Here is a 24664-nt window from a genome sequence, read left to right as displayed (position 1 = left end):
ATGCTGGCCCTTCAAAAAGGGCAGTACAAGGCTGCAGAAGAGATTCTTAGTCATATCTCCTTATACGATTCCAGCCCTCGAATAAAACTGGAGCTTGCCCGTATTCAATTTTTATTAGGCAACTACAAAGATTCTCAATACCTGTTCGAGGAGCTATTAATAGCTAAGCAACTCCCTTGGCCAGTACAGCAGAATGTTAACAAATATCTGAATGAAATAGATCTGGCGCTGGGTTTTTATAAATTCAATCTTGCCTGGACCTCAGAAACTAACCCCCGTAACTTTACTTCAAGCAAAGAAGTCGAGTTGGTTTTTGGTGAGGTGGGCGTTATTGAGCCCTCGGATAATAAAACTATCTACGGTATTCAGTATTCACTGAATACCGGCAAAGCACTCACTGAAATCCGAAGAACGGTAGGTTTTGCCAATTTTACGTATAAGGACTATCCCAACAAGACATTTGACCGCATCACAAGCGATCTTGGAATATACCATAATATGCAAAGCTGGCAGGGAGTGCGCATTAGAACGGGACTTGAAAGCGCTTTTATCTCAGGCCAGCATCTATACCGATACCCCTATATCAGCACGGTGTATTACCCAAACCCGAATCATCAGTTCAATAGCAATTATGAACTTAAGCTGGGTTACATCGATATCTCTGAGAGTAGTTATCATGATGCTTATACGGTAAGCCTGGAGGCAAATTTCAGCAAAAAATCAGGTTCGAATTCGATTATTGAAAGCAATGTTAAACTTGAATTGAATCTGGCAGAAGAACAACCCTACTCCTATTCAGGTACATTATTTGGTTTAGGCTACGGTCACAATTTTGATCTGTTTCAGGTAAAGGCAACTACATCAGTATTGCATCGTCGATATAAGGAAGATGACCCACTATTTATTGGTCGGCGTGAAGACAATCGCTACAAAGCAGGTATTACTTTAGTACCTAACCGATTCAGGTTATTTGATGTGACTCCGGTTATTGGGGTAATCGCTGAAAAAAACAATTCCTCCCTAGACTTCTATAGCTACGACAAAGTCTCTTTCGTCTTTAAGCTACAGAATTAAAAAAACGCCCATTCATTAAAGAAAAAGGCGCTTTTAAAATTTTAAGAGTACAGGTCAGATCTCAGTGATACCAGCCATGTAAGGCAGCAGTACTTCAGGTACCTTAATCTTTCCTTCGGCTGTCTGATAGTTTTCCAACACAGCAACCAGGGTACGACCCACTGCCAGACCTGAACCGTTCAAAGTATGCAGCAATTCAGGCTTACCTGTTTCAGGATTACGCCAGCGCGCCATCATACGACGTGCCTGGAAGTCCTGCATATTACTGCAAGAAGAGATTTCACGATATTTCTGCTGGCCCGGTAGCCATACTTCAATATCATAGGTTTTCGCCGCACTGAAACCCAGATCACCACCGCAGAGGTTAACGACACGATACGGCAGGTTTAGTTTACGCAGAATAGTCTCTGCATTGCCGATCAGCTCTTCTAATGCATCCCAGGACTTAGTCGGCTCAACCATATGTACCAGCTCGACTTTTTCAAACTGATGCTGACGGATCATGCCGCGGGTATCCCGACCATGACTGCCCGCTTCACTACGGAAACAAGGCGTATGTGCAACAAACTTCAGCGGCATATCGGCAGCATCAACTATCTCATCGCGCACAATATTAGTAACAGGTACTTCAGCGGTTGGAATCAGGTAGTAATCACGCTCACCAGGTACCTTAAACAGATCTTCTTCGAACTTCGGCAGCTGACCTGTACCACGCAGGGAATCAGCATTGACCAGATAAGGAACGTAAGTTTCCTGGTATCCATGCTCTGCAGTATGCGTATCCAGCATAAACTGAGTCAGCGCACGATGTAACCGAGCGATACCACCCCGCAGCACAGCGAAACGCGCACCGGTGATTTTAGCTGCAGTGCCGAAATCCAGACCACCGCTTAATTCACCCAGATCTACATGATCTTTTGCTTCGAAATCGAGTGTTGTTGGCTCACCCCAAGTACGCAGCTCGACGTTTTCGCTTTCGTCAGCACCCGGCGGTACTGATTCATGTGGAATGTTCGGCATTCCCATCAATAGCGCATCCATCTGCTCCTGAACTTCATTCAGTCGCTGCTTAGCTGCATCAAGCTGATTACCCAGGTCACTGACTTCAGCCAGCAGCGGTTGAATATCTTCACCTGCGGCTTTTGCTTTACCAATATTTTTAGAGCGGGTATTTCGTTCGCTCTGCAATTGTTCCGCCTCAACCTGAACTTCGCGGCGCTGGTTTTCCAATGCGTTAAATTGATCTACTGGGAATGTGTAACCCTTAATAGCTAATAGCTGGGCAACTTCTTCCGGGTTTGTACGAATAAATTTTGGATCTAGCATGATGTCAGAAACAACCTTAGTCAGAACAGGCGAGTAAACCATAAACCGCCATACAGGGCGATCAGGCAGAGCACTACGCTCAATAAAATATAAACTGCGGCGGACATTATATGCCCTTCTTGCAACAGGGTCACGGCTTCCAGAGAGAAGGATGAAAAAGTTGTAAAGGCCCCCAGAAAACCAACCATTAGAATAGGTCTGAATTCCGGATTAATACGCGCTTTTTCCATAATCAGGATAAAGAAAACCCCCATCAGAAATGAGCCCAGCACATTGCAGATCAAAGTACCATAAGGCAATCGATAATGGGCATTATTGACGACAAATGCCGATATCCAATAACGCGCTAATGCACCGAAGGCTCCACCTACTGCAACCGATAAAACGTGTAGCATATGCTATTCCTTATAGCGTTGCTGTTGACTGGCCAGGTCCTGCGCTCGCAGATGCTCCAGCTTATCTTTAATCTTTATTTCTAAACCACGGGGTTCAGGCTGATAATATTTACGATCAGCAATTGCTTCAGGCAGATAGCACTCCCCAGCTGCGTAAGCATTTGGTTCATCATGGGCGTAGCGGTAATCGGCACCATAGCCCAGATCTTTCATCAGGCTGGTAGGTGCATTGCGCAGATGCTCAGGGACATCATATCCCGGATCATTTCGCACATCAGACATCGCTCGATTAAACGCGGTATAAACCGCATTACTTTTCGGCGCACTGGCACAATACATTGCAGCCTGTGCAATAGCACGCTCACCCTCAGATGGCCCTACCCGCTCAAAAGCATCCCAGGCAGATAAAGCTACCTGCATTGCCCGTGGATCAGCGTTACCAATATCTTCAGACGCGATAGCGACCAGTCGACGGGCAACATACAACGGATCACAACCGCCATCCAGCATCCGACAATACCAGTACAATGCACCATCAGGGGATGAGCCCCGCACCGACTTGTGGAATGCAGAGATCATATCGTAAAACAGATCCCCCTGCTTATCGTATCGCCGTGCACTTGATTTAAGTACTTCCTCTATAACTTGCTGATCTATTTGATAACTATCACCGTTATGGTCGGCCAGATCAGCGGCAATTTCCAACAGGTTCAATCCTCTGCGGCCATCACCATCAGCGGCGGCTGCCAGTTTATCCAAAGCCCCCTCTGTAAACTCAAGAGGTTGCTGAGGTATACCTTTTTCAGTATCCGTTAAGGCGCGTTGTAATAGCTGCTCGATATCAGCCTGTTCCAGACTACGTAGCAGGTAAACACGTGCTCGTGATAGCAGCGCGTTATTCAGTTCGAATGAAGGATTTTCGGTGGTGGCGCCAACAAAAATGAAAGTGCCATCTTCTATATAGGGAAGAAAAGCATCTTGTTGGGATTTATTAAACCGATGAACCTCATCAACAAAGAGAATTGTTTTGCGGCCCGACTGGGCTTTCACCTGTTGCGCCTGATCAACTGCCGCCCTTATATCTTTAACACCAGATAAGACAGCAGAAAGAATAATAAAATGCGCATCCACGTGATGCGCAAGTAGTCGTGCTAAGGTTGTTTTACCAACTCCCGGAGGCCCCCACAGGATCATCGAGTGAACAATACCCTGCTCAAGCGCTTTTCGCAGAGGTTTATCCGGCCCCAGCAGATGTTGCTGACCTGCATATTCATCCAGCGAGCCTGGTCGCATGCGGGCAGCTAAAGGCTCAAAGCCTGCTGAGTTCAGGTCATCAAACAGATCAGCCATCAGTTGGCCAGCTCCCCACCATCTTCAATAATAACATCCGTCCCTTCAGGTGGAGAAAAAGCAAACATACCGGGTTCAATTAATGGATTAAGCTTTTGATTTTCGAAAAGTATTGACGTTCTTTGCCCTAAAGAGTCTTCCATCTGAAGCTCGGCAATGACTGCATCAGTAAACAACAGGCGAATACGGGTAAATACCTCGGAATCATCCAGTGGTAGTAATTCAAATAAGCTATTTCCATCTTTTTCCTGCAGCAAACGTATCTTATATTTCTGCTGCAACTGATCAATCTGACCATTCAGAATCAATGCAGGCACTCCTGACCCCGACTCTTCAACCTGACGTCGCGTTGCCTGCTCAAGATCGGGATCATAAATCCACAGGGTTTCGCCATCGCTAACTAACTGCTGCGGAAAAGGCTCCAAAGCCTGCCAGTTAAATTTATTTGGCTTTGCTAACAACAAAGAACCGCGGGCCTGCTCCATACGTCGGGAGTCATCACTGGCAGAAATCTGATCGAAATCAGCGCTAAAAGTGCTGAACTTGTCCAGCAAAGCACTTAACTCTGCACTGGCGGAATTATTAATGTCCGCTACAGATGAGAAACTTAAGCTGCAGCCGAGCACTGCAGTACAAATCAATGTTTTCAGATTCATTTTCAATCCTTAGGTGGCGGTGGCGCCAACACTTCACGGGCGCCGTTATGGCCTGCAGGTGTAATAACGCCGGCAGCCTCCATCGCTTCGATCATCCGCGCTGCACGGTTATAACCAATTTTTAATTTACGCTGAACTGAAGAAATTGATGCTTTGCGGGTTTCGGTAACAAACGCCACCGCCTCATCATAAAGCGCATCCTGTTCATCATCGGAATTCATACCTGCACTACCACTGCCACCCTCTGTAATCTCAGACAGGTCATGAATGAGGTAGTCCGGTTTACCCAACTTTTTCCAAGCTTCGACTGTACGATGAACTTCATCATCGCTCACAAAAGCACCATGGACCCGGTTAGGGTGACTGCTACCGGCAGGCAGGTAGAGCATATCGCCATTGCCCAGCAAGTGCTCTGCGCCACTCTGATCAAGAATGGTACGGGAATCAATTTTAGAGGACACCTGAAAGCCGATACGGGTAGGTATATTTGCCTTTATCAAGCCGGTGATAACATCAACCGAAGGACGCTGGGTTGCCAGAATCAAGTGAATACCTGCCGCCCTGGCTTTTTGAGCAATACGAGCGATCAGCTCTTCAACCTTTTTACCAACGACCATCATCATATCGGCAAACTCATCAATACAGACGACAATATATGGCAGGGTCTCTAGATAAGGCGCGGGTGAATCGGCAGGTAAACCCTGTTCTTCAGGGTTCCACAAAGGATCAAGCAAAGGCTCACCCTTATCGCGCGCTTCAACCACTTTATCGTTGAAGCCGGCGATATTTCGTACGCCCATTTTTGACATCAGCTTGTAACGGCGTTCCATCTCTGCAACACACCAGCGCAATCCGCCCGCCGCCTCTTTCATGTCGGTAATAACCGGCGCTAACAGGTGGGGAACACCTTCATAGATCGCCAACTCCAACATTTTGGGGTCAACCAACATCAGACGCACTTCGTCGGGTGTCGCTTTGAATAGCAAGCTAAGTAGCATTGCGTTAACACCAACCGACTTACCAGAACCGGTCGTACCCGCAACCAGCAGATGCGGCATTTTTGCTAAATTAGCAACCACAGGGTTGCCCGCGATATCATTACCCAGACCTAATGTGAGCTTGGATGATGCTTCTTTATAAGGTTTAGAATTCAGTACCTCACTAAGACGCACCATCTGTCGTTCTTCATTAGGGATCTCTATCCCGATAACAGATTTTCCGGCGATCACTTCAACAACCCGCACACTCATAACAGCCATAGAGCGTGCCAGATCCCTGGCCAGGTTAGTAATACGACTGGCCTTAACACCTGGTGCAGGCTGCATCTCAAACCGGGTAATTACCGGGCCGGGGTTTACCTCAACAACTTCAGCAACAATGCCAAAATCCTTGAGTTTGCTTTCCAACAAACGGGACATTTGTTCTAGCTGTTCTTCGGTATAACAATGCCCTTGCTTCAACTCAGGAGCGTCCAGCAGGTCAAGGGAAGGGATCTTACGTCGAGGCTGGCGTTTACGGGTAGCCGAGGCGACATGATCGAGGCCCAGCTCACTGTCTTTCATTGGCGTATGCGCTTCAGACAGTGGGACAACCTTGACCCCTTTACGATCGACAGCCTCCAGACTCGCATCTGCTAAAGGATCAAATTCATCACCAAAATCAGGTTCATTGTATGCTGATTCAGAAGTGGTCGACTGTTGGCTTGTTAACTTCGGAGCGACAAGCTTTGAAGCGACAGCCTCTGCAATAGCACCAACCGATTGCTGCGCAGCAACAGACGCGCCCTCCCTTATGGACAAAGTCCGAACCGCTAACGAATCAGTATCAGCAGCCTTTGCCTGACCTGAATTCGCTAAAGAGCCCTCTGTAGCAGGTTCGTCCTGATACAATGCCGGACCAAACGATGGCTCTTTGCGTTTATTTCTAGGTATATGCTGAGTACCATTTGCAGACATTTCCTCGGTAAGACTGACGGAAGGCACTTCAGCAGGCCCGTGACGCGCAGCCGCACGCAACATGTGGCGCTTAGCTTCATCCTCTTCTGCATAGGGATTGCCGGCCTCCATCTCGTCTTCAGCAGCTTCCCGAGCCTGTGGCTTAAGGCGTGACACTACATCAAACACCCCTTCTCCCAGCCGCTCTAACAGTTCTTTCCATGAAAGCTCAAGGAACAGTGTTAAGCCGAACAACAATACCGTCCAAAGCACAACAGAGCTTCCGACTAAGCTAAACAGAGAAACAGACAGATCTGATACCGCCTGCCCCAGTAGTCCTCCCATACTGAAAGGTAACTGATAGTTAAGATTTGATAGATGGGTAGCTGCAAGTGTAGCCAGACTCATTAACAATAATACCGCGCCGGTCAGACGCAACATTAGAAAAGGCAGACCATCAAGCAACGATAGCTGAGAGCGAAACATAAAACGCAATGAAGGATATACCAACATAAGCGGCACGATCCAGGCAGCAATACCGAGTACGGAAAGTGCCAGATCTGCAAGCCAGGCACCCAGTAGGCCGGTAAAGTTATTGGCTTCCGGCTGATAACCAAGATGAGACCAACCTGGATCCCGGCCGTCATAACCGATCAGTGCCAACTGTAAAAAGATCGCGAAGCCCAGCAGCAAAATAACACCACCTTCTTTTACGACCCGGCTCAACAGTTCAGAAAAAGTAACCGCCCTGGTTTCGCTGTTCTGAGACAAAAAAACACCCTTAATACTATCCACAAAATTCCTTAAAAAATAACATATTTAAGCGCCTCTCCCCACAGGTAATACTGACTTTTAAACGCTTTAATGAGATTAACCGACCAGACTGAGCATAAACTGAACAGAATTCTGTCATCGAGGAGTGAGTGGGACCTTGAAGATACTCAATAATTCAATACAGATCATTTGTCTCACCCGCGGAAACGGGCATAATAGGCGCCAATATTAAAGTGCGAATAATTAATGGGTCTGCAATGAGCGAAACACAACACCATAAACTTATTATTCTTGGTTCCGGCCCTGCCGGTTACACCGCCGCCGTCTATGCGGCCCGCGCAAACCTGAATCCGGTTGTTATCACCGGCATGCAGGCCGGCGGCCAGCTGACCACGACGACCGAAGTAGACAACTGGCCCGGCGATGTCGATGGCGTGCAAGGCCCTGAGCTGATGCAACGTATGCAGGCTCACGCTGAACGATTCGATACTCAGGTACTATTTGATCATATCAATGAAACTGATCTGCAAAACCGCCCTTTTCGCCTTAAAGGCGATATGGGCGAATATACCTGTGACGCATTGATTATTTGTACCGGGGCATCAGCTCAGTATATCGGCCTGCCTTCTGAAGAAGCGTTCATGGGCAAAGGCGTCAGCGCTTGCGCTACTTGCGACGGTTTTTTCTATCGTGGTCAAAAAGTTGCTGTTATTGGTGGCGGCAACACTGCCGTTGAGGAAGCGCTATATCTTTCTAACATCGCTGCAGAAGTGACTTTGATACACCGTCGCGATTCGCTTCGTTCTGAGAAAATCCTGCAAGATAAACTATTGGAACGCGCCGAGAACGGCAATATCAACATTTTATGGAACCATCAGCTAGATGAAGTTCTGGGTGATGATATGGGTGTCACTGGCATTCGGGTGAAAAGCACCCAAGACGAGTCAACCCAGCAACTCGATCTGCAAGGTGTATTTGTCGCTATTGGCCACAAGCCAAATACCGACATCTTTGCCGGCCAACTGGAAATGAAAGATGGCTACCTGACTATTCAATCCGGCACCGAAGGCAATGCCACTCAAACGACGGTAGAAGGTGTTTTTGCTGCAGGCGATGTAGCTGATCACATTTACCGACAGGCAATTACATCGGCAGGATTTGGCTGCATGGCCGCCCTGGATGCCGAGCGTTACCTGGATAATCAGGAATAGTCCCGCGGTTTATGATTCCCTGGCTGGACCCGCATAGCACAGAGTTCCCCCCTATCAGCGAAGCAGTTGATGACCCGAATGGGTTGTTAGCTGCTGGCGGGGATCTTAGTCCTGCACGCCTGATCACGGCCTATTCCCGGGGAATCTTTCCCTGGTTCAATCCCGGCGAGCCAATTCTCTGGTGGTCACCAGACCCCCGCTGCACCTTGAAACCGGAAAAGATTCATATCTCTCGCAGCTTACGCAAAGCGATCCGCAAAACTACGTTCGATATTACCTTTGATCGAGCTTTTGACGAGGTAATTCAGGCCTGCGCAGCTCCTCGAGCATACAGCGAAGACACCTGGATATCGCCCGAGATGCAACAGGCTTATAAAGATTTACATACCCAGGGCTTCGCCCACTCTGTTGAACTATGGCAAGACGGTGAGCTATGTGGCGGCTTGTATGGCATTGCCATGGGGCGCCTGTTCTTTGGTGAATCCATGTTCAGCAGAAGAACAAATGCATCAAAAATTGCATTTACCTGCTTTTCCCGCCAATTAGCAAAATGGGGCTATGCTTTAATTGACTGTCAGATAGAAAATGAGCACCTCACCAGTTTGGGGGCTGAAAACATTCCCAGACAGCGTTTTCAGCAATATCTTAATGAGTATCTGGCAGAACAGCCTGACCATAGCTGGCATTTTGATATTGATATAGACGACGTGGTGTAAACTGAGTGACCAACCTTAAGACCCTGCATTTTTATGCTACCCCTGAGCATGAATGTAGTTACCTTGAAGGCCTAGAAGCCAAAACACTGTTTGTTGATCCGCAGGAGATCATCAGTACAGACGCCTATAGCCAACTTTCCGATCTGGGTTTTCGCCGCAGCGGCAAGCACATTTACCGCCCATACTGCAGCAATTGTCAGGCTTGCATCTCTGTTCGGGTCAATGCAACTGATTTTGTGCCAAGCAAAAGTCAGAAACGCATTATCAACAAGAACGCCGACCTGAAGGTGATCGCTGTTCCGGCACAATATACCGACGAATATTATGAACTCTATGCAAAGTATATAAATACTCGTCATAGCGACGGTGATATGTACCCCCCCACACCTGATCAGTTCAGTGCATTTCTGATTGATGGCGCCCAAAAAGGCTGCTTTTATGAATTTCGCGATAATAGTGGCCACCTGGTGGCATTAGCCGTCACTGACTTTTTGACCCAGGGACTTTCAGCAATCTATACTTTTTTTGATCCCGACGAGCAACGCCGAAGCTTAGGTAGTTACGCTATTTTGTGGCAGCTACAAGAAACCAGACGGCAGGATCTTGAATATCTTTATTTGGGTTACTGGATTAGGGAATGCCAGAAAATGGCATATAAGGTCGCCTACAATCCTCTCGAAATGCTACTTCATGGCCAGTGGATTGTTGTCGATTAAAACTCTTTTACGTAAAAGCACTAAATCTCTTTGATATGCTTGGATAAATAGGGCAGAATACGGCGCTTGAAAATCAGTAGATTTTAATCCAATTAGGTAGGTACTTAATTAATGGCTAAAGAAGATAGCTTTGAAATGGAAGGTGTTGTGACTGACACTCTGCCTAACACTATGTTTCGTGTAGAGCTAGAGAATGGTCACGTTGTAACAGCCCACATCTCAGGGAAAATGCGTAAAAACTACATCCGCATCCTGACGGGCGATAAGGTAAAAGTAGAGCTGACACCTTACGATTTGACTAAAGGGCGCATCACCTACCGCGCACGCTAATAAAAAAACGGCCTGAAGGCCGTTTTTTTATGTCTGAATATCTATAGAGAAGCTTTCAAAGCGTAACCTATAAATCAGATATGCAGAGTGACGGCCCTCAGGCCGTCACCGCTATTTCGATCTCTATTTCATTATCACTATTAACCGTGATATCAACGTCACCACCCTCTTCAGCAAGCTCACCAAACAGAATCATTTCCGCCAGTGGTTTTTTCAACTTCTCCTGAATCAGACGCTTCATTGGTCTCGCGCCCATGGTTGCATCATAACCTTTTTCAGCAAGCCACTGCCGCGCTTCATCATCAACATGCAGCACAACATGCTTATCATCAAGCTGAGCCTGCAACTCAGTCAGGAACTTATCAACCACACCGGTAATCACCTTAGGTGACAGAGAGCTGAACTGGATAATACCATCCAGCCGGTTACGGAACTCAGGTGTAAACAGCTTCTTAATCGCCTCCATACCATCAGTGGCATGATCCTGCTGAGTAAAGCCAATTGAGTTTCTGGACATCTGCTCAATACCCGCATTGGTTGTCATTACCAGTATCACGTTGCGGAAATCAGCTTTGCGGCCATTGTTATCGGTCAGCGTGCCGTTATCCATTACCTGCAGCAGCAGATTAAATACTTCTGGATGAGCTTTCTCAATCTCATCAAGCAACAGCACACAATGGGGCGCCTTAGTCACCGCCTCAGTCAGCAAGCCGCCCTGATCGTATCCAACATAGCCCGGAGGCGCACCGATCAGTCTTGATACTGTATGGCGCTCCATATACTCAGACATATCAAAACGAACCAACTCAATACCCATGATGCGCGCCAACTGAGTGGTCACCTCAGTTTTACCAACACCGGTTGGACCTGAAAACAGAAACGAACCTACCGGCTTGTTCGGCTCATTAAGACCCGCACGAGACAGCTTAATAGCCGCCGACAAGGTGTTAATTGCCTCATCCTGACCCAATACAACCATTTTAAGGTTGGCATCAAGCTTTTTCAGCTGCTCCTTATCCGATGAAGAGACACTCTTAGGTGGAATTCTGGCGATTTTTGCCACCACCGTTTCAACATCGGGTACCTCAATCAAGGACTTGCGCTTATCTTCAGGCTGTAGCTGCTGATAAGCGCCAGCCTCATCAATAACATCGATCGCCTTATCTGGCATATGCTTATCATTGATGTACCGATCGGCAAGCTCTGAAGCAGCCCTGAGAGACTCATCACTGTATTTAATATCATGATGCGCCTCAAAGCGGGTTTTAAGGCCTTGCAGTATCCGGTAAGTATCACTGACTGACGGTTCCAGCACATCCACCTTCTGGAAACGACGCGCCAGAGCACGGTCTTTTTCAAATATCCCACGAAATTCCTGGAATGTAGTTGAACCAATGCAGCGCAACTGACCAGAGCTCAACAATGGCTTCAGCAGATTCGACGCATCCATAGAGCCACCAGAAGCCGCGCCAGCGCCAATAATTGTATGTATCTCATCAATAAAGAGTACCGCATGCGCCTGATCTTTAATTTCGTTCAACAACCCCTTCAGGCGTTTTTCAAAGTCGCCGCGATACTTAGTACCGGCAAGCAGGGCACCCAGATCAAGTGAGTAAACAACACTGTGTGAAATAACGTCAGGCACAGTGCCTTCAACGATCAGCTTGGCCAGACCTTCAGCTATAGCGGTTTTACCAACCCCTGCCTCTCCCACCAGCAAAGGATTATTCTTTCTTCTGCGGGAAAGGATTTGCACTACCCGCTCAACCTCATCATCCCGACCCACCAAAGGATCAATGCGACCAGACAGCGCCTGCTCATTGAGATTGACAGCATAATTAGCCAGCGGACTCTTTTCTTTATCAGGAGCCGCTTCACCTTCTAATAAACCTTCGCCAGCCCGCCCCTCATCATTTTCTTCAATTTTTGAAATACCATGAGAGATATAATTAACGATATCTATACGCTCAATACCCTGTTGATTGAGTACGAATACCGCCTGGCTTTCCTGCTCACTGAAAATAGCAACCAGCACGTTAGCCCCATTGACTTCAGCCTTACCTGAGGACTGGACGTGAAATACCGCTCTTTGTAATACTCGCTGAAAACCCAGAGTCGGCTGAGTTTCAATGTCAGGAATATCATCCGGCAATAAAGGGGTTGTATCTTCGATAAATGCACTGAGCAGTCCGCGCATTTTTTCAAGGTCGACACCGCAGGCATGTAAAACAGCGCTCGCCTCAGCATTATCCAGCAAAGCGAGCAAAAGATGCTCTACCGTCATGAACTCATGCCGCTTTAAACGTGCGCTTTTAAAGGCAATACTTAGCGTATCTTCAAGCTCTTTATTTAACATACATTATGCTCCGCTACGCTTTCTCTACTTCACACAACAACGGATGGCTGTTGTCTCTTGCATATTGATTCACCTGAGCAGCTTTAGTTTCAGCAACATCATGGGTAAATACACCGCACACTCCCTTCCCTTTAGTATGGACCGCTAACATTACTTGTGTAGCTTTTTCCTGATCCATAGCAAAAAATACCATCAGGATATTCACGACAAAGTCCATTGGAGTATAGTCATCGTTCAGCAAGACCACTCGATACATCGATGGTCGCTTTACTTCGGGCCTGGCCTCTTCAGTGACCACACCGGTATCATGATGTTCGGAAAAGTCATCCTGATCATCAGTCATTTTAATATCAAAAAACACTTGTCGCATATCACATCTCTATAAAACGCACAAATTTTAACACCCCATTATGGGCACCCCTTAATTTCTGGGCACCTGAGCCGAATGATATACTACTTGCAGCAGGAGTGAGAGTTTGTGCAGTATCGGTTGTCCCTGCGTTTAACATGGAACCACCTTTCGGTAGCAATATTGTAGCAAGAGAGGTAGTTGCGGTAATAGACCCAAGGGTAAATAGGGTTACGTAATTCGGATATTGGGGGACACCAATGCACACAGGGAAAGTCAAGTGGTTCAACAACGCTAAAGGCTTCGGTTTTATCATTTCGCCAGATTTTGATGAAGATTTATTTGCTCATTTTTCAGTCATACAGACCGAAGGCTACAAAAGCCTGAAAGCTGGACAAGATGTAACTTTTGAGACCACACCCGGACCAAAAGGAACACATGCAGTCAATATCAGGCCTGTACAGGAACCCGCTACCGAGGAGATCGATTAAGTAGCATTAATAAAATAATAATAACCAATAAATTATTATTACCTGCTCAACACTCTGCACTAATTTCTATGTAAAAAAAGGCGGCTCAGGCGGCCTTTTTTTATGCCTCTTGATCTCAGCTTTAATCACTCTCTTTATTACCAACCCTCTAACTACATCTTACTAATGACTGCCTCACCAAACTCGGAACTGCTTAACAAAGTCGCCCCCTCCATTAGACGCTCAAAATCATAAGTTACTGTTTTAGCTGCTATCGCACCATCAACCCCTTTAATAATCAGATCAGCCGCTTCCAACCAGCCCATATGTCGCAACATCATCTCTGCTGAAAGAATAATAGAGCCAGGATTTACCATATCCTTACCCGCATATTTAGGAGCTGTGCCATGGGTCGCTTCAAAAATAGCCACCTTATCGGACAGATTAGCCCCTGGCGCAATGCCTATTCCTCCCACTTCAGCAGCAAGTGCATCTGAGATGTAATCACCATTAAGATTAAGCGTGGCCACCACATCATATTCTGCCGGCCTTAACAGGATCTGCTGCAGCATCGCATCAGCAATGACATCTTTTACAATAATCTGCCTATCGGTTAATGGGTTTTTGAAGCTCATCCAGGGACCGCCATTAAAGGGCTCAGCACCAAATTCTTGTCGCGCTAACTCATAACCCCAATCTTTAAAGGCCCCTTCTGTGTATTTCATAATATTGCCTTTATGAACCAGAGTGACTGACTCCCGATCATTATCCACCGCGTACTGCAAGGCACGTCGTACCAGTCGCTTAGTACCCTCCTCTGATACAGGCTTAATGCCGATACCACACATGGTTTCGAAACGAATTTTATCTACACCCATCTCGTCCTTTAGGAAGCGAATAACTTTCTCTGCTTCCGGCGACCCTGCCCGCCACTCGACACCGGCATAAATATCCTCTGAATTTTCACGATAAATCACCATATCAACATCACCAGGGTTTATCAGAGGGCTTGGCACCCCTTCGAACCAACGTACAGGGCGCTGACATACATACAGGTCCAGTTCTTGTCGTAAAGCAACATTCAGCGACCTGATACCGCCCCCAACCGGCGTAGTCAAAGGCCCTTTTATACCAACAGCAAATTCCTTAAATGCCTGTAGTGTCTCATCGGGCAGCCAGGTATCCTGATCATAAACCGCCGTAGCCTTCTCTCCGGCATAAACCTCCATCCAGGCGATTTTTCGTTGGCCTGAGTAAGCTTTTTCAATAGCTGCATCGACCACTTTGATCATGACGGGAGAAACATCGATCCCAATACCATCGCCTTCTATGTAAGGCACAACCGGATTATCAGGCACACTCAGAGAGTTATCGTCATTAACTGTGATCTTGCCACCATCAGGAATTGTTATATTTGAGTATCCCATAGATTGCTCCACCATTTTTTATCTGAGAATATGACCTTGCAGAAACAGTATAGACGCTGATAACCTGCCCGCTTGCACTACCACCTCAATGCCCGGCGCTATAATTCATGTCTGAAATAATTATTTTTAACAAACCTTTTCAAGTGCTTACACAGTTCACAGATAGTGAAGGCCGGCCTACGCTGGGAAATTACATCAAACAAAAAGGGGTCTACGCAGCAGGCCGGCTTGATTATGATTCCGAGGGCTTGCTTATATTGACTAGTGATGGACAGTTACAACATCAGCTGGCAAACCCTAAATTCAAGCTTGAGAAAACCTATTGGGCCCAGGTTGAAGGAGAAATTACGGGCGCCGCGCTGCAAAAATTACGTGCCGGGGTAGAGCTTAAAGATGGAAGGACCCGCCCCGCCAAAGCCAGAGCGATTAAAACACCCGCTATCTGGCCTCGCACCCCTCCGATCAGGGAGCGGAAAAATCAACCAACCAGCTGGCTTGAGTTAAAAATATCTGAAGGTAAAAACCGCCAGGTTCGACGCATGACCGCAGCGGTAGGCTTTCCAACGTTACGATTGATCCGCGCAGCAATCGGCAACTGGCATATTGAAAAGCTACAGCCAGGAGAGTTTCGTACCGAGGAAGTACACCTGGCAACACCGACACCTAAAACAACTGAAAAACCAAGAAGAAGCTCTCAGGCGAAGCGCCGAAACAACAACAACACTCGCCGTCGATAACAGAATAAACGTTCGAAGCCTTATTTCTTCCAGTTTTCCGCTGCTGTCAGATCCGTTTGCTTAGCTTCAACCCAGTGCTCACCGGTCGAGGTAATCTCTTTTTTCCAAAAAGGTGCATCCCGTTTAAGGTAATCCATAATAAACTGAGCAGCTTCAAAAGCAGCAACCCGGTGCGCACTACCTACACCGATGAAAACAATATTTTCATTCAGCATCAGCTTACCTATGCGGTGAACTATAACAATATTCCCCAGCTCCCATCGTTCACGCGCCTGATCTGCAATCTTTTGCAATGCCTTCTCAGTCATACCCGGATAATGCTCCAGGTACATCGCCTCCAGCCCCGGCCCACTAGCCATCTCACGCACAATACCTGTAAAAGTAACAATCGCACCGTTACTGGCATCATTAACCCGAATCTGAGCCGTTAGCCCTGCTATATCAAAATCTTCGGTTTGTACCGCAATACTGTCTTTATACAAAGTTCACTCCAAACTACAGCAAGTCGTAGCCATAAATGATAAAGTTGGCCACCTTAAATTAAGTGTAATATACGGAATCTGTGATGCGTTGGACACCCCACTCCACTGTGGCAACAATTGTAGAACGTGACGGACGCTTTTTATGTGTTGAAGAGCAGTCTGTTAGCCGAGGTTCTCTGGTCATTAATCAGCCTGCCGGACATATTGAGCCAAACGAAAGCTTTATTGATGCCGCCATAAGAGAAACCCAGGAAGAAACCGGCTGGACTATCAGGCCCACAGCCCTGCTGGGCATGTATGTTTATACTGCACCGGCAAATGGCATCACTTATCACCGATACTGCTTTATCGCCGAGCCGGTAAGCTATGATCCGGAACAGCCGTTAGATAGCGGTATCGAGCAGGCCCTCTGGTTAACTCTCGATGAGCTTAAACAGCAAACAGATAAGTTACGTAGCCCTATGGTAACCCGCTGCATTCATGACTACCTGTCGGGCCGACGCTATCCATTAGACTTTATTATCGAGCCGGATCAATAACTTAAAACTAAATGCTGTTGATTGATTTTCTATCAGCCATTGAAATTCAGCAATTTAAACGCAATATTCAGATTTACTGAATATTTTTACCATTTTAAAAAGGACATCCAGTCATATCATGTCTGATCCTACAAACACCAAAGTAATTGTCGGCATGTCCGGCGGTGTCGATTCCTCCGTTTCAGCCCTACTGTTGCAGCAGCAGGGTTATCAGGTTGAAGGCCTGTTCATGAAAAACTGGGATGAAGATGATGGTACAGACTACTGCACCGCGATGGATGATCTGACCGATGCTCAGGCAGTCAGTGATAAACTGGGTATTAAATTACACACAGCCAACTTTGCTGCCGAATACTGGGACAATGTGTTTGAACATTTCCTTGAAGAATACAAAGCAGGCCGTACACCCAACCCGGATATTCTCTGTAACCGTGAAATAAAGTTTAAAGCTTTTCTCGATTACGCCAGAGTACTGGGCGCAGACATGATCGCCACTGGCCACTATGTTCGCAGAGGCCAGATTGATGGCCAGGCGGCACTGCTCAAAGGCCTGGATAACAACAAAGATCAGAGTTATTTTTTACATCAGGTAGGCAGTGATGAACTGTCTCAAACCCTTTTCCCTGTCGGTGAACTGGAAAAACCTGAGGTTCGGAGACTGGCTGAAGAACACGATCTTGTAACCCATGACAAGAAAGACAGTACAGGCATCTGTTTCATTGGTGAGCGACGCTTCACAGACTTCCTTAAACAGTACCTGCCAGCGCAGCCCGGCAATATTGAAACCCCTAATGGCGATATTATCGGCAAACATCAGGGCTTGATGTACCACACCATAGGACAACGTCAGGGACTCGGCATTGGCGGATTGAAAAACTACCCGGAAGAACCCTGGTTTGTTGCTGAAAAAGACCTTGAACGCAATGTATTGGTAGCAGTACAGGGCAAACAGCACGATCTGCTGTTTAGTAACTGGCTGGCTGCCAGTGATATTTTCTGGATCAATGGCTCAGCACCTGAGTTGCCATTGCAGTGTCGGGCCAAAGTACGTTATCGCCAGTCCGATCAGGGCTGCACTATCTATCCGACGGATACCGGCGGCTACCGGATCGAATTTGATGAGCCCCAACGGGCTGTCACACCAGGCCAGTCTGTTGTTATTTATCAGGATGAAATATGCCTGGGCGGCGGCGTTATAGAAACTACAGGCAAGGCTTAAGGAGCGACTTACGATGTCCCGAGCAAATGATCAACAGGCGATCGCCCTGGCGGGCCTGTTCCAGGCAGCCAGCCTGGTAGAACAGATCGCTACCCGCGGCATGGTGCCTCAAAATAGCTTTGAAACCTCGCTGGCCAGTATTTTTGTCACCAATCCAGACTCCACAGAGCAGATCTACGGCGGTGCCGATGACCTGCCTGCCAATTTGAGCCTGGGCTTTCGCGGGCTTGAAGAGCTGCTTGATAAAAGCCGCACTGAGCAGAATCAGGATGTGATTCGTTACGGGCTCAGCATAATGCATCTTGAGAAAAAGCTCAGCAAACGTCCTGACCTGCTGCAATCAATCGGTGAACGTATTGATCAGATCTCACAACAGGCCAGCTATTTTGCAGAGGCCGATACAGACCTGACTGAAAACCCTGCTGTTTTTACCCATCCAAGTGTTGTCGCAAATATTGCCAGCCTGTATCAGGATACCTTGAGTACTTTTAACTTTCGCATCCAGGTAACCGGCGAACCCCGCCACCTGCAAAATGCCGAAAATGCAGCGAAAATCAGGGCGCTATTGCTGGCCGGTGTTCGCGCTGCAATGCTGTGGCGACAGATGGGCGGTAAGCGCTGGCACCTGCTATTCTTTAAATCCCGTTTACGCCCATCAGTCAAAAGAATTAGCAAACGACGCTAATACACTTAAATATAATTAAAAAATGTCGAGGGTAGATTTTCCCCGCCGTCGACATTTGCTATAATTCGCGCTCAAAATTTAACCCAATCAGGTATTAACTCGATATGGATCTTTCCTCTCTTTCCGCTATTTCGCCAGTTGACGGCCGTTACGGTAGCAAAACTGCTGACTTGCGCCCTGTATTCAGTGAATTCGGTCTGATTCGCGCCCGTGTTACCGTTGAGGTACGTTGGTTACAGAAACTGGCTGCTCACCCGCAGGTTACTGAAGTACCGGCACTGAGCGATGCTGCTAACGCTGTTCTTAACGCACTGGTAGATAATTTCAGTGAAGCAGAAGCTAACCGGGTAAAAGAGATCGAGCGCACCACTAACCACGACGTTAAAGCGGTTGAATACCTGATCAAGGAACGCATTGCAGATAATGCAGAACTGGCAGCTATCAGTGAGTTTGTTCACTTTGCCTGTACCTCTGAAGATATTAACAACCTGTCTCATGCACTGATGCTGAAAGAAGGTCAGGAAGTGATGCTGCCGGTTATGCAGCAAGTGACCGATGAGATTGCAAAAATGGGCCGTGAATTTGCCGCTCAGCCAATGCTCTCCCGTACCCATGGCCAGACTGCCTCTCCTACTACCGTAGGTAAAGAGATGGCTAACGTTGCTTATCGTATGCAGCGTCAGATCAATCAACTGAAGCAGGTTGAACTGCTGGGCAAAATCAATGGCGCGGTAGGTAACTACAATGCCCACTTGTCTGCTTATGCTGATATTGATTGGGCTCAGAACGCGCAAGAATTTGTTGAAAGCCTGGGCCTGAGCTTCAACCCATACACCACTCAGATCGAGCCACACGATTATATCGCTGAACTGTTTGATGCAGTTTGCCGCTTCAACACCATCATCATCGATTTCGACCGTGATGTTTGGGGCTATATCTGCATGGGCTACTTCAAGCAGAAGACTATCGCCGGTGAAGTGGGTTCTTCTACCATGCCGCACAAAGTTAACCCGATCGACTTTGAAAACTCCGAAGGTAATCTGGGTATCGCCAATGCGATCATGCAGCACCTGGCAGCTAAGCTGCCTGTTTCACGCTGGCAGCGTGACCTGACCGACTCTACCGTGTTGCGTAATATGGGTGTTGGATTTGGCTACAGCCTGATTGCGTACCAATCCAGCCTTAAAGGTATCAGCAAGCTACAGCTAAATGCTGCTCGCCTGGATAGCGATCTGGAAAACAGCTGGGAAGTGCTGGCTGAACCGATTCAAACCGTTATGCGTCGTTACGGCATCGAAGAGCCGTATGAAAAGCTAAAAGCGCTGACCCGTGGTCAGGACATGACAAAAGAAACTATTATGGCTTTTGTTGATACCCTGGAAATGCCTGAATCAGCTAAAGATGAGCTGAAGAAGCTGACACCGCACAACTATATCGGTAACGCTATTGATCAGGCTAAAGCGATCTAATCTGATTGCTTTAGACTAAAAGCAGAGCCTTGGCTCTGCTTTTTTATTGCCTCAATAAATACTTTAATAAATACAGGTAACTTACTGTTATTATGGAAAAAATAACATCTAAAGATGGCATCAACATACGCTACCTGAGGCTTGGCAAAGGGACACCTGTAATTTTTCTGCATGGCTGGACCTCAAGCTCTATAGGCTGGCTACCTTTCGCATCAGAGCTCGCTGATCAACACGAAGTCTATTGCTGGGATGCGCGCGGACATGGTGGTCATGAAATAGCAGAAGGCGCCAGCACCCATGTGCGTGATATGGCCAGCGACCTGCAGCAACTGATCGAGTATCACCAATTAGAAAATGTCACATTAGTTGGCCACTCAATGGGCGCGTTGACAATGTGGCAATATATTCGCGACTTTGGCTGCGATAAACTGTCCGGCGTCTGCATTATCGATCAATCACCAAAACTGGTGACTGATGATCATTGGCATAACGGCATTTACGGTAATTTTAATCAGGCGGCAAACACCCGCTTTATTAGCAAGCTTAGAGAAGATTTTGCCGAAGGCCTGCTTCAGTTAGTCGCCAATGGTTATAATAGAAAATCCTATGAAAACTATCAGCAAAATGCCCGCGGGTTTCAGCAGCTACGCGAACATCTGCGAACCTTGGAAAGCGAGCCTTTAGTTAAATGCTGGGAAAGCCTGACAGCCGCAGACTACCGCGATGTATTGCCTCAGATTTGCGTACCCGCCCTACTAATCTATGGCGATGAAAGCCAGTTCTATAGTGCTGACGTGGCTGAATACGTCAGACGCAATATTCCCCTAGCCGACCTGCATACCTATGAGAACTCAGACCACTCTCCGCAGCTATGGCACCGGGATCGATTTGTTTATGATCTGCGAACCTTTGTGACCCGATTACAAAGCTAGCCAGAGCAATTAACAATAAGTAAGACAAAGCGAAGAGAGGGTTGAGCCTTACAAAGCCCGATCTTAAAAAAAAACATGCCCTTACAGACTCTGCAGGGCCTGATAAAGAAAATAATTAAATCACTAGCGACCCAATCGCTGCCTGTTTATTCAGGCTGACAGATTATATAAAACGGATACAGCACTGACATGCTTGATAACATTCGCATCGTACTGATCAACACTTTCCATCCGGGTAACATCGGAGCAGCTGCCCGGGCGATGAAAAACATGGGCCTGAGCCAGCTTTATCTGGTTGATCCCCGGGTATTTCCTGATGATGAGGCGGATTCAAGAGCGGCGGGTGCAAAAGACCTGTTAGACAAAGCCGTGGTTGTCGATACCATGGATGAGGCGATTGCTGATTGTCAGCTGGTAATAGGCACCAGCGCCCGTAACCGTACTTTTGACCTACCGATTTATGATGCCCATGATTGTGCAAAGAAAATTGTCGGTGAAGCCCAGCATGGCAAAGTAGCGATAGTTTTTGGTCGTGAGACGATGGGACTGCACAACGCCGAACTTCAAAAGTGCAACTATCACGTTTATATACCTGCGAACCCTGAGTACCCGGTATTGAATGTCTCTGCAGCCATTCAACTGGTCTGTTATGAGATATGGCAGGCACATAGCAAGCAGGATTATGAAAAGCAGGAACAACCCTACCCTCTGACCCGGGATATGGAACTGTTTTATGAGCACCTGGAAAATGCACTACGAGGCACTAATTTCATCATTCCACAGCATCAGGGCAAAGTGATGGAAAAACTCCGTCGCTATTTTAACCGCTCCCGACCCGAGCGAACAGAATTGAACATGCTACGCGGTATTTTGACCTCAATTGACGAAACGGTTGCTAAGACAGCGACCCCAGATACAGAAAACAAAGGATCAGAATCATGAGCGAATCCCTTTTTGGTGACATCTCAGTTGAAGAATTTCTGCGTGATTACTGGCAAAAGAAACCACTCTTAGTACGTAACGCCTTCCCTAATCTGGACGCGCCTGTTGGCGCTGATGAGCTAGCCGGACTCTCTTGTGAAGAAGATGTCGAATCCCGCCTGGTAATTCAGAAGCCGGACAGCGACCACTGGGAGTTGAAGCAAGGCCCGTTTGATGAAGCTATGTTTGCAGAACTACCAGAATCACACTGGACCCTGCTAGTGCAAGCGGTAGACAACTGGGTACCCGAAGCCAGTGATATTGTTGAACAATTCCGTTTCATTCCTAACTGGCGTTATGACGACCTGATGGTCAGTTTTGCCAGTCAGGGGGGCGGTGTTGGCCCGCATTACGATAACTATGATGTATTCCTGATTCAAACCCAGGGTAAGCGCCGTTGGGAAATTGGTGGGCTGTTCGATCAGGACTCTCCACGCCGCCCTGATACGCCAGTTATGATTATTCCAGACTGGGAACCGGAAGAGACCTGGATCCTCGAGCCAGGCGATATGCTCTACATTCCACCCCAGGTAGGTCACAACGGTATTGGCGAAAGTGATGACTGTATGACCTATTCGGTCGGCTTCCGCGCACCATCGCATGCTGAAATTATGCGTAGCTTTACCGATTTCGTCGGTGAAAAACTGACATCAGAGTCCCGCTATACTGACCCTGATTTAAAGCTTCAGGATAATTCTGGTGAAATCACCGCTGACGCGTTAGAGAAAGTTCGTCAGATCTTTACCGGCTACCTGGCAGATGATGTTAAGTTAGCACAGTGGCTAGGGCAGTATGTGACAGACCCTAAGTATCCGGAGCTCGAACAAGCGCCGGAAGAGAGCATCACCGCAGAACAACTTCAACAGGCATTGAATGAAAGCGATCTGTACTTTATGCGTAATGAAGGTGCTCGATTCTCATATAGCCTGAATGGCGATAATGAACTGCAATTTTTTGCGGATGGCCGTTGCTTTAAACTTTGCGGCACCAGCTGCGCTTTGGCGACCAGCCTTTGTCAGAATCCTGCTATTGTCATAAATCAGGGGAGCTGGTCAGAACAGCAATTACAGCTGCTGGCAGATCTTTACAATCAGGGCTCAATTTATCTTGAAGATTAAGCCCCCCCTTGTAAGATCATTTAATTACTCGCGATCGTTTCAATAACGATCAAAGTTTAATTATCCCCCCTTTAAAAAGACTACTATTCAGTAGTCTTTTTTTGTTCGAAGACTCCTTAGCTACCTGATTTATCAAGCTTTTCTTAAGATATATTTAATATTTTTATTAATAAGCCAGATTCAGATGTTTTTGTAGTGATATGACTCATATACTTTATCTGAATATAAATAATGTTTTTAATAACCAATTGTTTTTGTAAAAAGCATTATTTAACCACTGCCTGAAAGTCGTTAGACTTTCGACTACAAAGTCTGGAAGCGTGATGATTAAAGGCCTTGCTGCATCGCAACACAAGCCAGCTTGTGTAGTAAAACTACAATCAGCTTATATTCATGCCTTGTAGTATATTTACAGCTATTGTGCTCTGCACAAAAATACTTTGACAGCCTCTCTGTAAAGCCCGCATTATTGGTGCTTCTTTTAAGTATCAGCCACTTCGACAATTTGCTGATGCAAGATGCAAACCGCTGAATTAGCAAAGCCAGCTAATACAAATAATGGCGCTTAATCAGCTATTAAACAGAAGGATTAACCATGTCTAGTCTGAATCAAGATATCGAAACTATCGCAGCGGCTAAAAATGCTGCTGGTAGCCCTTGGGATGCTATCAACCCAGAATCTGCTGCTCGCATGCGCGCTCAGAATAAATTTAAAACAGGCTTAGACATCGCTCAGTACACTGCAGACATCATGCGTGCTGACATGGCTGCATTCGACAAAGATAAAACCAAGTACACTCAGTCTCTGGGTTGCTGGCATGGTTTTGTAGGTCAGCAAAAGCTGATCTCTATCAAAAAGCACTTCGGTGGCAAAACAGATCGTCGTTACCTGTACCTGTCCGGCTGGATGGTTGCTGCACTGCGTTCTGACTTCGGCCCGCTGCCTGACCAGTCTATGCACGAGAAGACTACTGTCGCGAACCTGGTTGAAGAACTTTACACTTTCCTGCGTCAGGCTGATGCCCGTGAACTAGGCGGTCTTTTCCGCGCTCTGGATGCGGCTCGTGAAGCCGGTGATACCGCTGCAGAAGCAAAAATTCAGGATCAGATCGATAACCACGTGACTCACGTTGTGCCTATCGTTGCTGATATCGATGCTGGTTTCGGTAACGCTGAAGCGACTTACCTGATGGCTAAGCAGATGATCGAAGCGGGTGCTTGTGCCCTTCAGATCGAAAACCAGGTGGCTGATGAGAAGCAGTGTGGTCACCAGGACGGTAAAGTAACCGTACCTCATGCTGACTTCCACGCTAAGCTACGTGCGCTGCGTTACGCTTTCCTTGAACTGGGTATCGACAACGGTGTTATCGTTGCACGTACTGACTCTGAAGGCGCTGGTCTGACTAAAGAGATCGCTG

General features: G+C 47.1%; 24 protein-coding genes. 15 read left to right on the top strand and 9 right to left on the bottom strand.

All coding sequences use genetic code 11. The features are described 5' to 3' along the window. Complete coding sequence (locus EHS89_RS15155) at positions 1 to 1074, top strand: porin family protein (protein ID WP_170167518.1); 1074 nt, start codon at positions 1 to 3, stop codon at positions 1072 to 1074. Between the two features lie 54 nt (positions 1075 to 1128). Here the strand turns inward: EHS89_RS15155 and serS are convergent, their stop codons facing one another. The 5 genes from serS to EHS89_RS15130 are packed head-to-tail and all read right to left on the bottom strand — an operon-like array spanning position 1129 to position 7506. Next, the gene (serS, locus tag EHS89_RS15150; protein ID WP_124927011.1) at positions 1129 to 2400 is read right to left on the bottom strand and encodes a serine--tRNA ligase; all 1272 of its coding nucleotides are present in this window, start codon (positions 2398 to 2400) and stop codon (positions 1129 to 1131) included. A gap of 20 nt (positions 2401 to 2420) precedes the next feature. After that, positions 2421 to 2795, bottom strand: coding sequence for a fluoride efflux transporter CrcB (gene crcB / locus EHS89_RS15145; protein WP_124927010.1), 375 nt, complete (start codon positions 2793 to 2795; stop codon positions 2421 to 2423). A gap of 3 nt (positions 2796 to 2798) precedes the next feature. Then, complete coding sequence (locus EHS89_RS15140) at positions 2799 to 4145, bottom strand: replication-associated recombination protein A (RefSeq protein WP_124927009.1); 1347 nt, start codon at positions 4143 to 4145, stop codon at positions 2799 to 2801. Next, the gene (lolA, locus tag EHS89_RS15135; protein WP_124927008.1) at positions 4145 to 4801 is read right to left on the bottom strand and encodes an outer membrane lipoprotein periplasmic chaperone LolA; all 657 of its coding nucleotides are present in this window, start codon (positions 4799 to 4801) and stop codon (positions 4145 to 4147) included. Before lolA ends, EHS89_RS15140 begins: the two co-directional genes overlap by 1 nt. Before the next feature lie 2 nt (positions 4802 to 4803). Then, the gene (locus EHS89_RS15130; protein ID WP_124927007.1) at positions 4804 to 7506 is read right to left on the bottom strand and encodes a DNA translocase FtsK; all 2703 of its coding nucleotides are present in this window, start codon (positions 7504 to 7506) and stop codon (positions 4804 to 4806) included. Positions 7507 to 7766: 260 nt separating this feature from the next. On the opposite strand from EHS89_RS15130, the gene trxB reads away from it, so the two are divergent. The 4 genes from trxB to infA all read left to right on the top strand — a co-directional run bounded on the left by trxB (position 7767) and on the right by infA (position 10482). Then, entirely contained in the window at positions 7767 to 8720 is a 954-nt protein-coding gene (trxB, locus tag EHS89_RS15125; protein ID WP_124927006.1) for a thioredoxin-disulfide reductase, read from the top strand. 11 nt (positions 8721 to 8731) lie between these two features. After that, positions 8732 to 9436 (top strand): leucyl/phenylalanyl-tRNA--protein transferase, encoded by a 705-nt coding sequence (gene aat, locus EHS89_RS15120; RefSeq protein WP_124927005.1) that lies wholly within the window; start codon positions 8732 to 8734, stop codon positions 9434 to 9436. Positions 9437 to 9441: 5 nt separating this feature from the next. Further along, positions 9442 to 10152 carry an arginyltransferase gene (locus tag EHS89_RS15115; protein WP_124927004.1) on the top strand — a complete coding sequence of 237 codons (711 nt, stop codon included), beginning with the start codon at positions 9442 to 9444 and terminating at the stop codon, positions 10150 to 10152. Between the two features lie 111 nt (positions 10153 to 10263). After that, positions 10264 to 10482, top strand: coding sequence for a translation initiation factor IF-1 (infA, locus tag EHS89_RS15110; protein ID WP_019623292.1), 219 nt, complete (start codon positions 10264 to 10266; stop codon positions 10480 to 10482). Between the two features lie 97 nt (positions 10483 to 10579). Here infA and clpA read toward each other — a convergent pair whose 3' ends face one another. Continuing rightward, on the bottom strand, positions 10580 to 12838 hold the full coding sequence (clpA, locus tag EHS89_RS15105; protein WP_124927003.1) for an ATP-dependent Clp protease ATP-binding subunit ClpA: 2259 nt from the start codon (positions 12836 to 12838) through the stop codon (positions 10580 to 10582). 13 nt (positions 12839 to 12851) lie between these two features. Next, positions 12852 to 13181, bottom strand: coding sequence for an ATP-dependent Clp protease adapter ClpS (gene clpS / locus EHS89_RS15100; protein ID WP_124927181.1), 330 nt, complete (start codon positions 13179 to 13181; stop codon positions 12852 to 12854). A gap of 266 nt (positions 13182 to 13447) precedes the next feature. Here clpS and EHS89_RS15095 point away from each other — a divergent pair, with 266 nt between their 5' ends. Further along, positions 13448 to 13678 carry a cold shock domain-containing protein gene (locus EHS89_RS15095; RefSeq protein ID WP_124927002.1) on the top strand — a complete coding sequence of 77 codons (231 nt, stop codon included), beginning with the start codon at positions 13448 to 13450 and terminating at the stop codon, positions 13676 to 13678. A 152-nt stretch (positions 13679 to 13830) separates the two neighbouring features. Here the strand turns inward: EHS89_RS15095 and icd are convergent, their stop codons facing one another. Beyond that, the gene (gene icd / locus EHS89_RS15090; RefSeq protein ID WP_124927001.1) at positions 13831 to 15084 is read right to left on the bottom strand and encodes an NADP-dependent isocitrate dehydrogenase; all 1254 of its coding nucleotides are present in this window, start codon (positions 15082 to 15084) and stop codon (positions 13831 to 13833) included. A 107-nt stretch (positions 15085 to 15191) separates the two neighbouring features. Here icd and EHS89_RS15085 point away from each other — a divergent pair, with 107 nt between their 5' ends. Beyond that, complete coding sequence (locus EHS89_RS15085) at positions 15192 to 15821, top strand: pseudouridine synthase (protein ID WP_124927000.1); 630 nt, start codon at positions 15192 to 15194, stop codon at positions 15819 to 15821. 20 nt (positions 15822 to 15841) lie between these two features. On the opposite strand, the gene moaE is transcribed toward EHS89_RS15085, so the two are convergent. Beyond that, positions 15842 to 16303, bottom strand: coding sequence for a molybdopterin synthase catalytic subunit MoaE (gene moaE, locus EHS89_RS15080; RefSeq protein ID WP_124926999.1), 462 nt, complete (start codon positions 16301 to 16303; stop codon positions 15842 to 15844). 83 nt (positions 16304 to 16386) lie between these two features. On the opposite strand from moaE, the gene EHS89_RS15075 reads away from it, so the two are divergent. The 8 genes from EHS89_RS15075 to EHS89_RS15040 all read left to right on the top strand — a co-directional run. Further along, complete coding sequence (locus EHS89_RS15075) at positions 16387 to 16842, top strand: NUDIX hydrolase (RefSeq protein WP_124926998.1); 456 nt, start codon at positions 16387 to 16389, stop codon at positions 16840 to 16842. Positions 16843 to 16960: 118 nt separating this feature from the next. Next, positions 16961 to 18061, top strand: a complete 1101-nt coding sequence (gene mnmA, locus EHS89_RS15070) for a tRNA 2-thiouridine(34) synthase MnmA (RefSeq protein ID WP_124926997.1) — start codon at positions 16961 to 16963, stop codon at positions 18059 to 18061. 13 nt (positions 18062 to 18074) lie between these two features. After that, positions 18075 to 18746 carry a high frequency lysogenization protein HflD gene (gene hflD / locus EHS89_RS15065; RefSeq protein ID WP_124926996.1) on the top strand — a complete coding sequence of 224 codons (672 nt, stop codon included), beginning with the start codon at positions 18075 to 18077 and terminating at the stop codon, positions 18744 to 18746. Between the two features lie 104 nt (positions 18747 to 18850). Next, positions 18851 to 20215, top strand: coding sequence for an adenylosuccinate lyase (gene purB, locus EHS89_RS15060; RefSeq protein ID WP_124926995.1), 1365 nt, complete (start codon positions 18851 to 18853; stop codon positions 20213 to 20215). Between the two features lie 92 nt (positions 20216 to 20307). Then, on the top strand, positions 20308 to 21147 hold the full coding sequence (locus tag EHS89_RS15055) for an alpha/beta fold hydrolase (protein WP_124926994.1): 840 nt from the start codon (positions 20308 to 20310) through the stop codon (positions 21145 to 21147). A gap of 189 nt (positions 21148 to 21336) precedes the next feature. Next, positions 21337 to 22089, top strand: coding sequence for a tRNA (cytosine(32)/uridine(32)-2'-O)-methyltransferase TrmJ (trmJ, locus tag EHS89_RS15050; protein WP_124926993.1), 753 nt, complete (start codon positions 21337 to 21339; stop codon positions 22087 to 22089). Next, positions 22086 to 23246 (top strand): cupin domain-containing protein, encoded by a 1161-nt coding sequence (locus EHS89_RS15045; RefSeq protein WP_124926992.1) that lies wholly within the window; start codon positions 22086 to 22088, stop codon positions 23244 to 23246. The genes trmJ and EHS89_RS15045 overlap by 4 nt, the downstream gene beginning before the upstream one ends. Before the next feature lie 595 nt (positions 23247 to 23841). Beyond that, the coding region (locus tag EHS89_RS15040; RefSeq protein ID WP_124926991.1) for an isocitrate lyase at positions 23842 to 24664 on the top strand (823 nt) is incomplete at its 3' end.

Origin of the sequence: Amphritea balenae, assembly GCF_003858655.1 — a bacterium.
Classification (GTDB): domain Bacteria; phylum Pseudomonadota; class Gammaproteobacteria; order Pseudomonadales; family Balneatricaceae; genus Amphritea; species Amphritea balenae.
The sequence above is the reverse complement of the archived record's forward strand: the minus strand, read 5'-3'. Positions and strand labels throughout refer to the sequence as shown.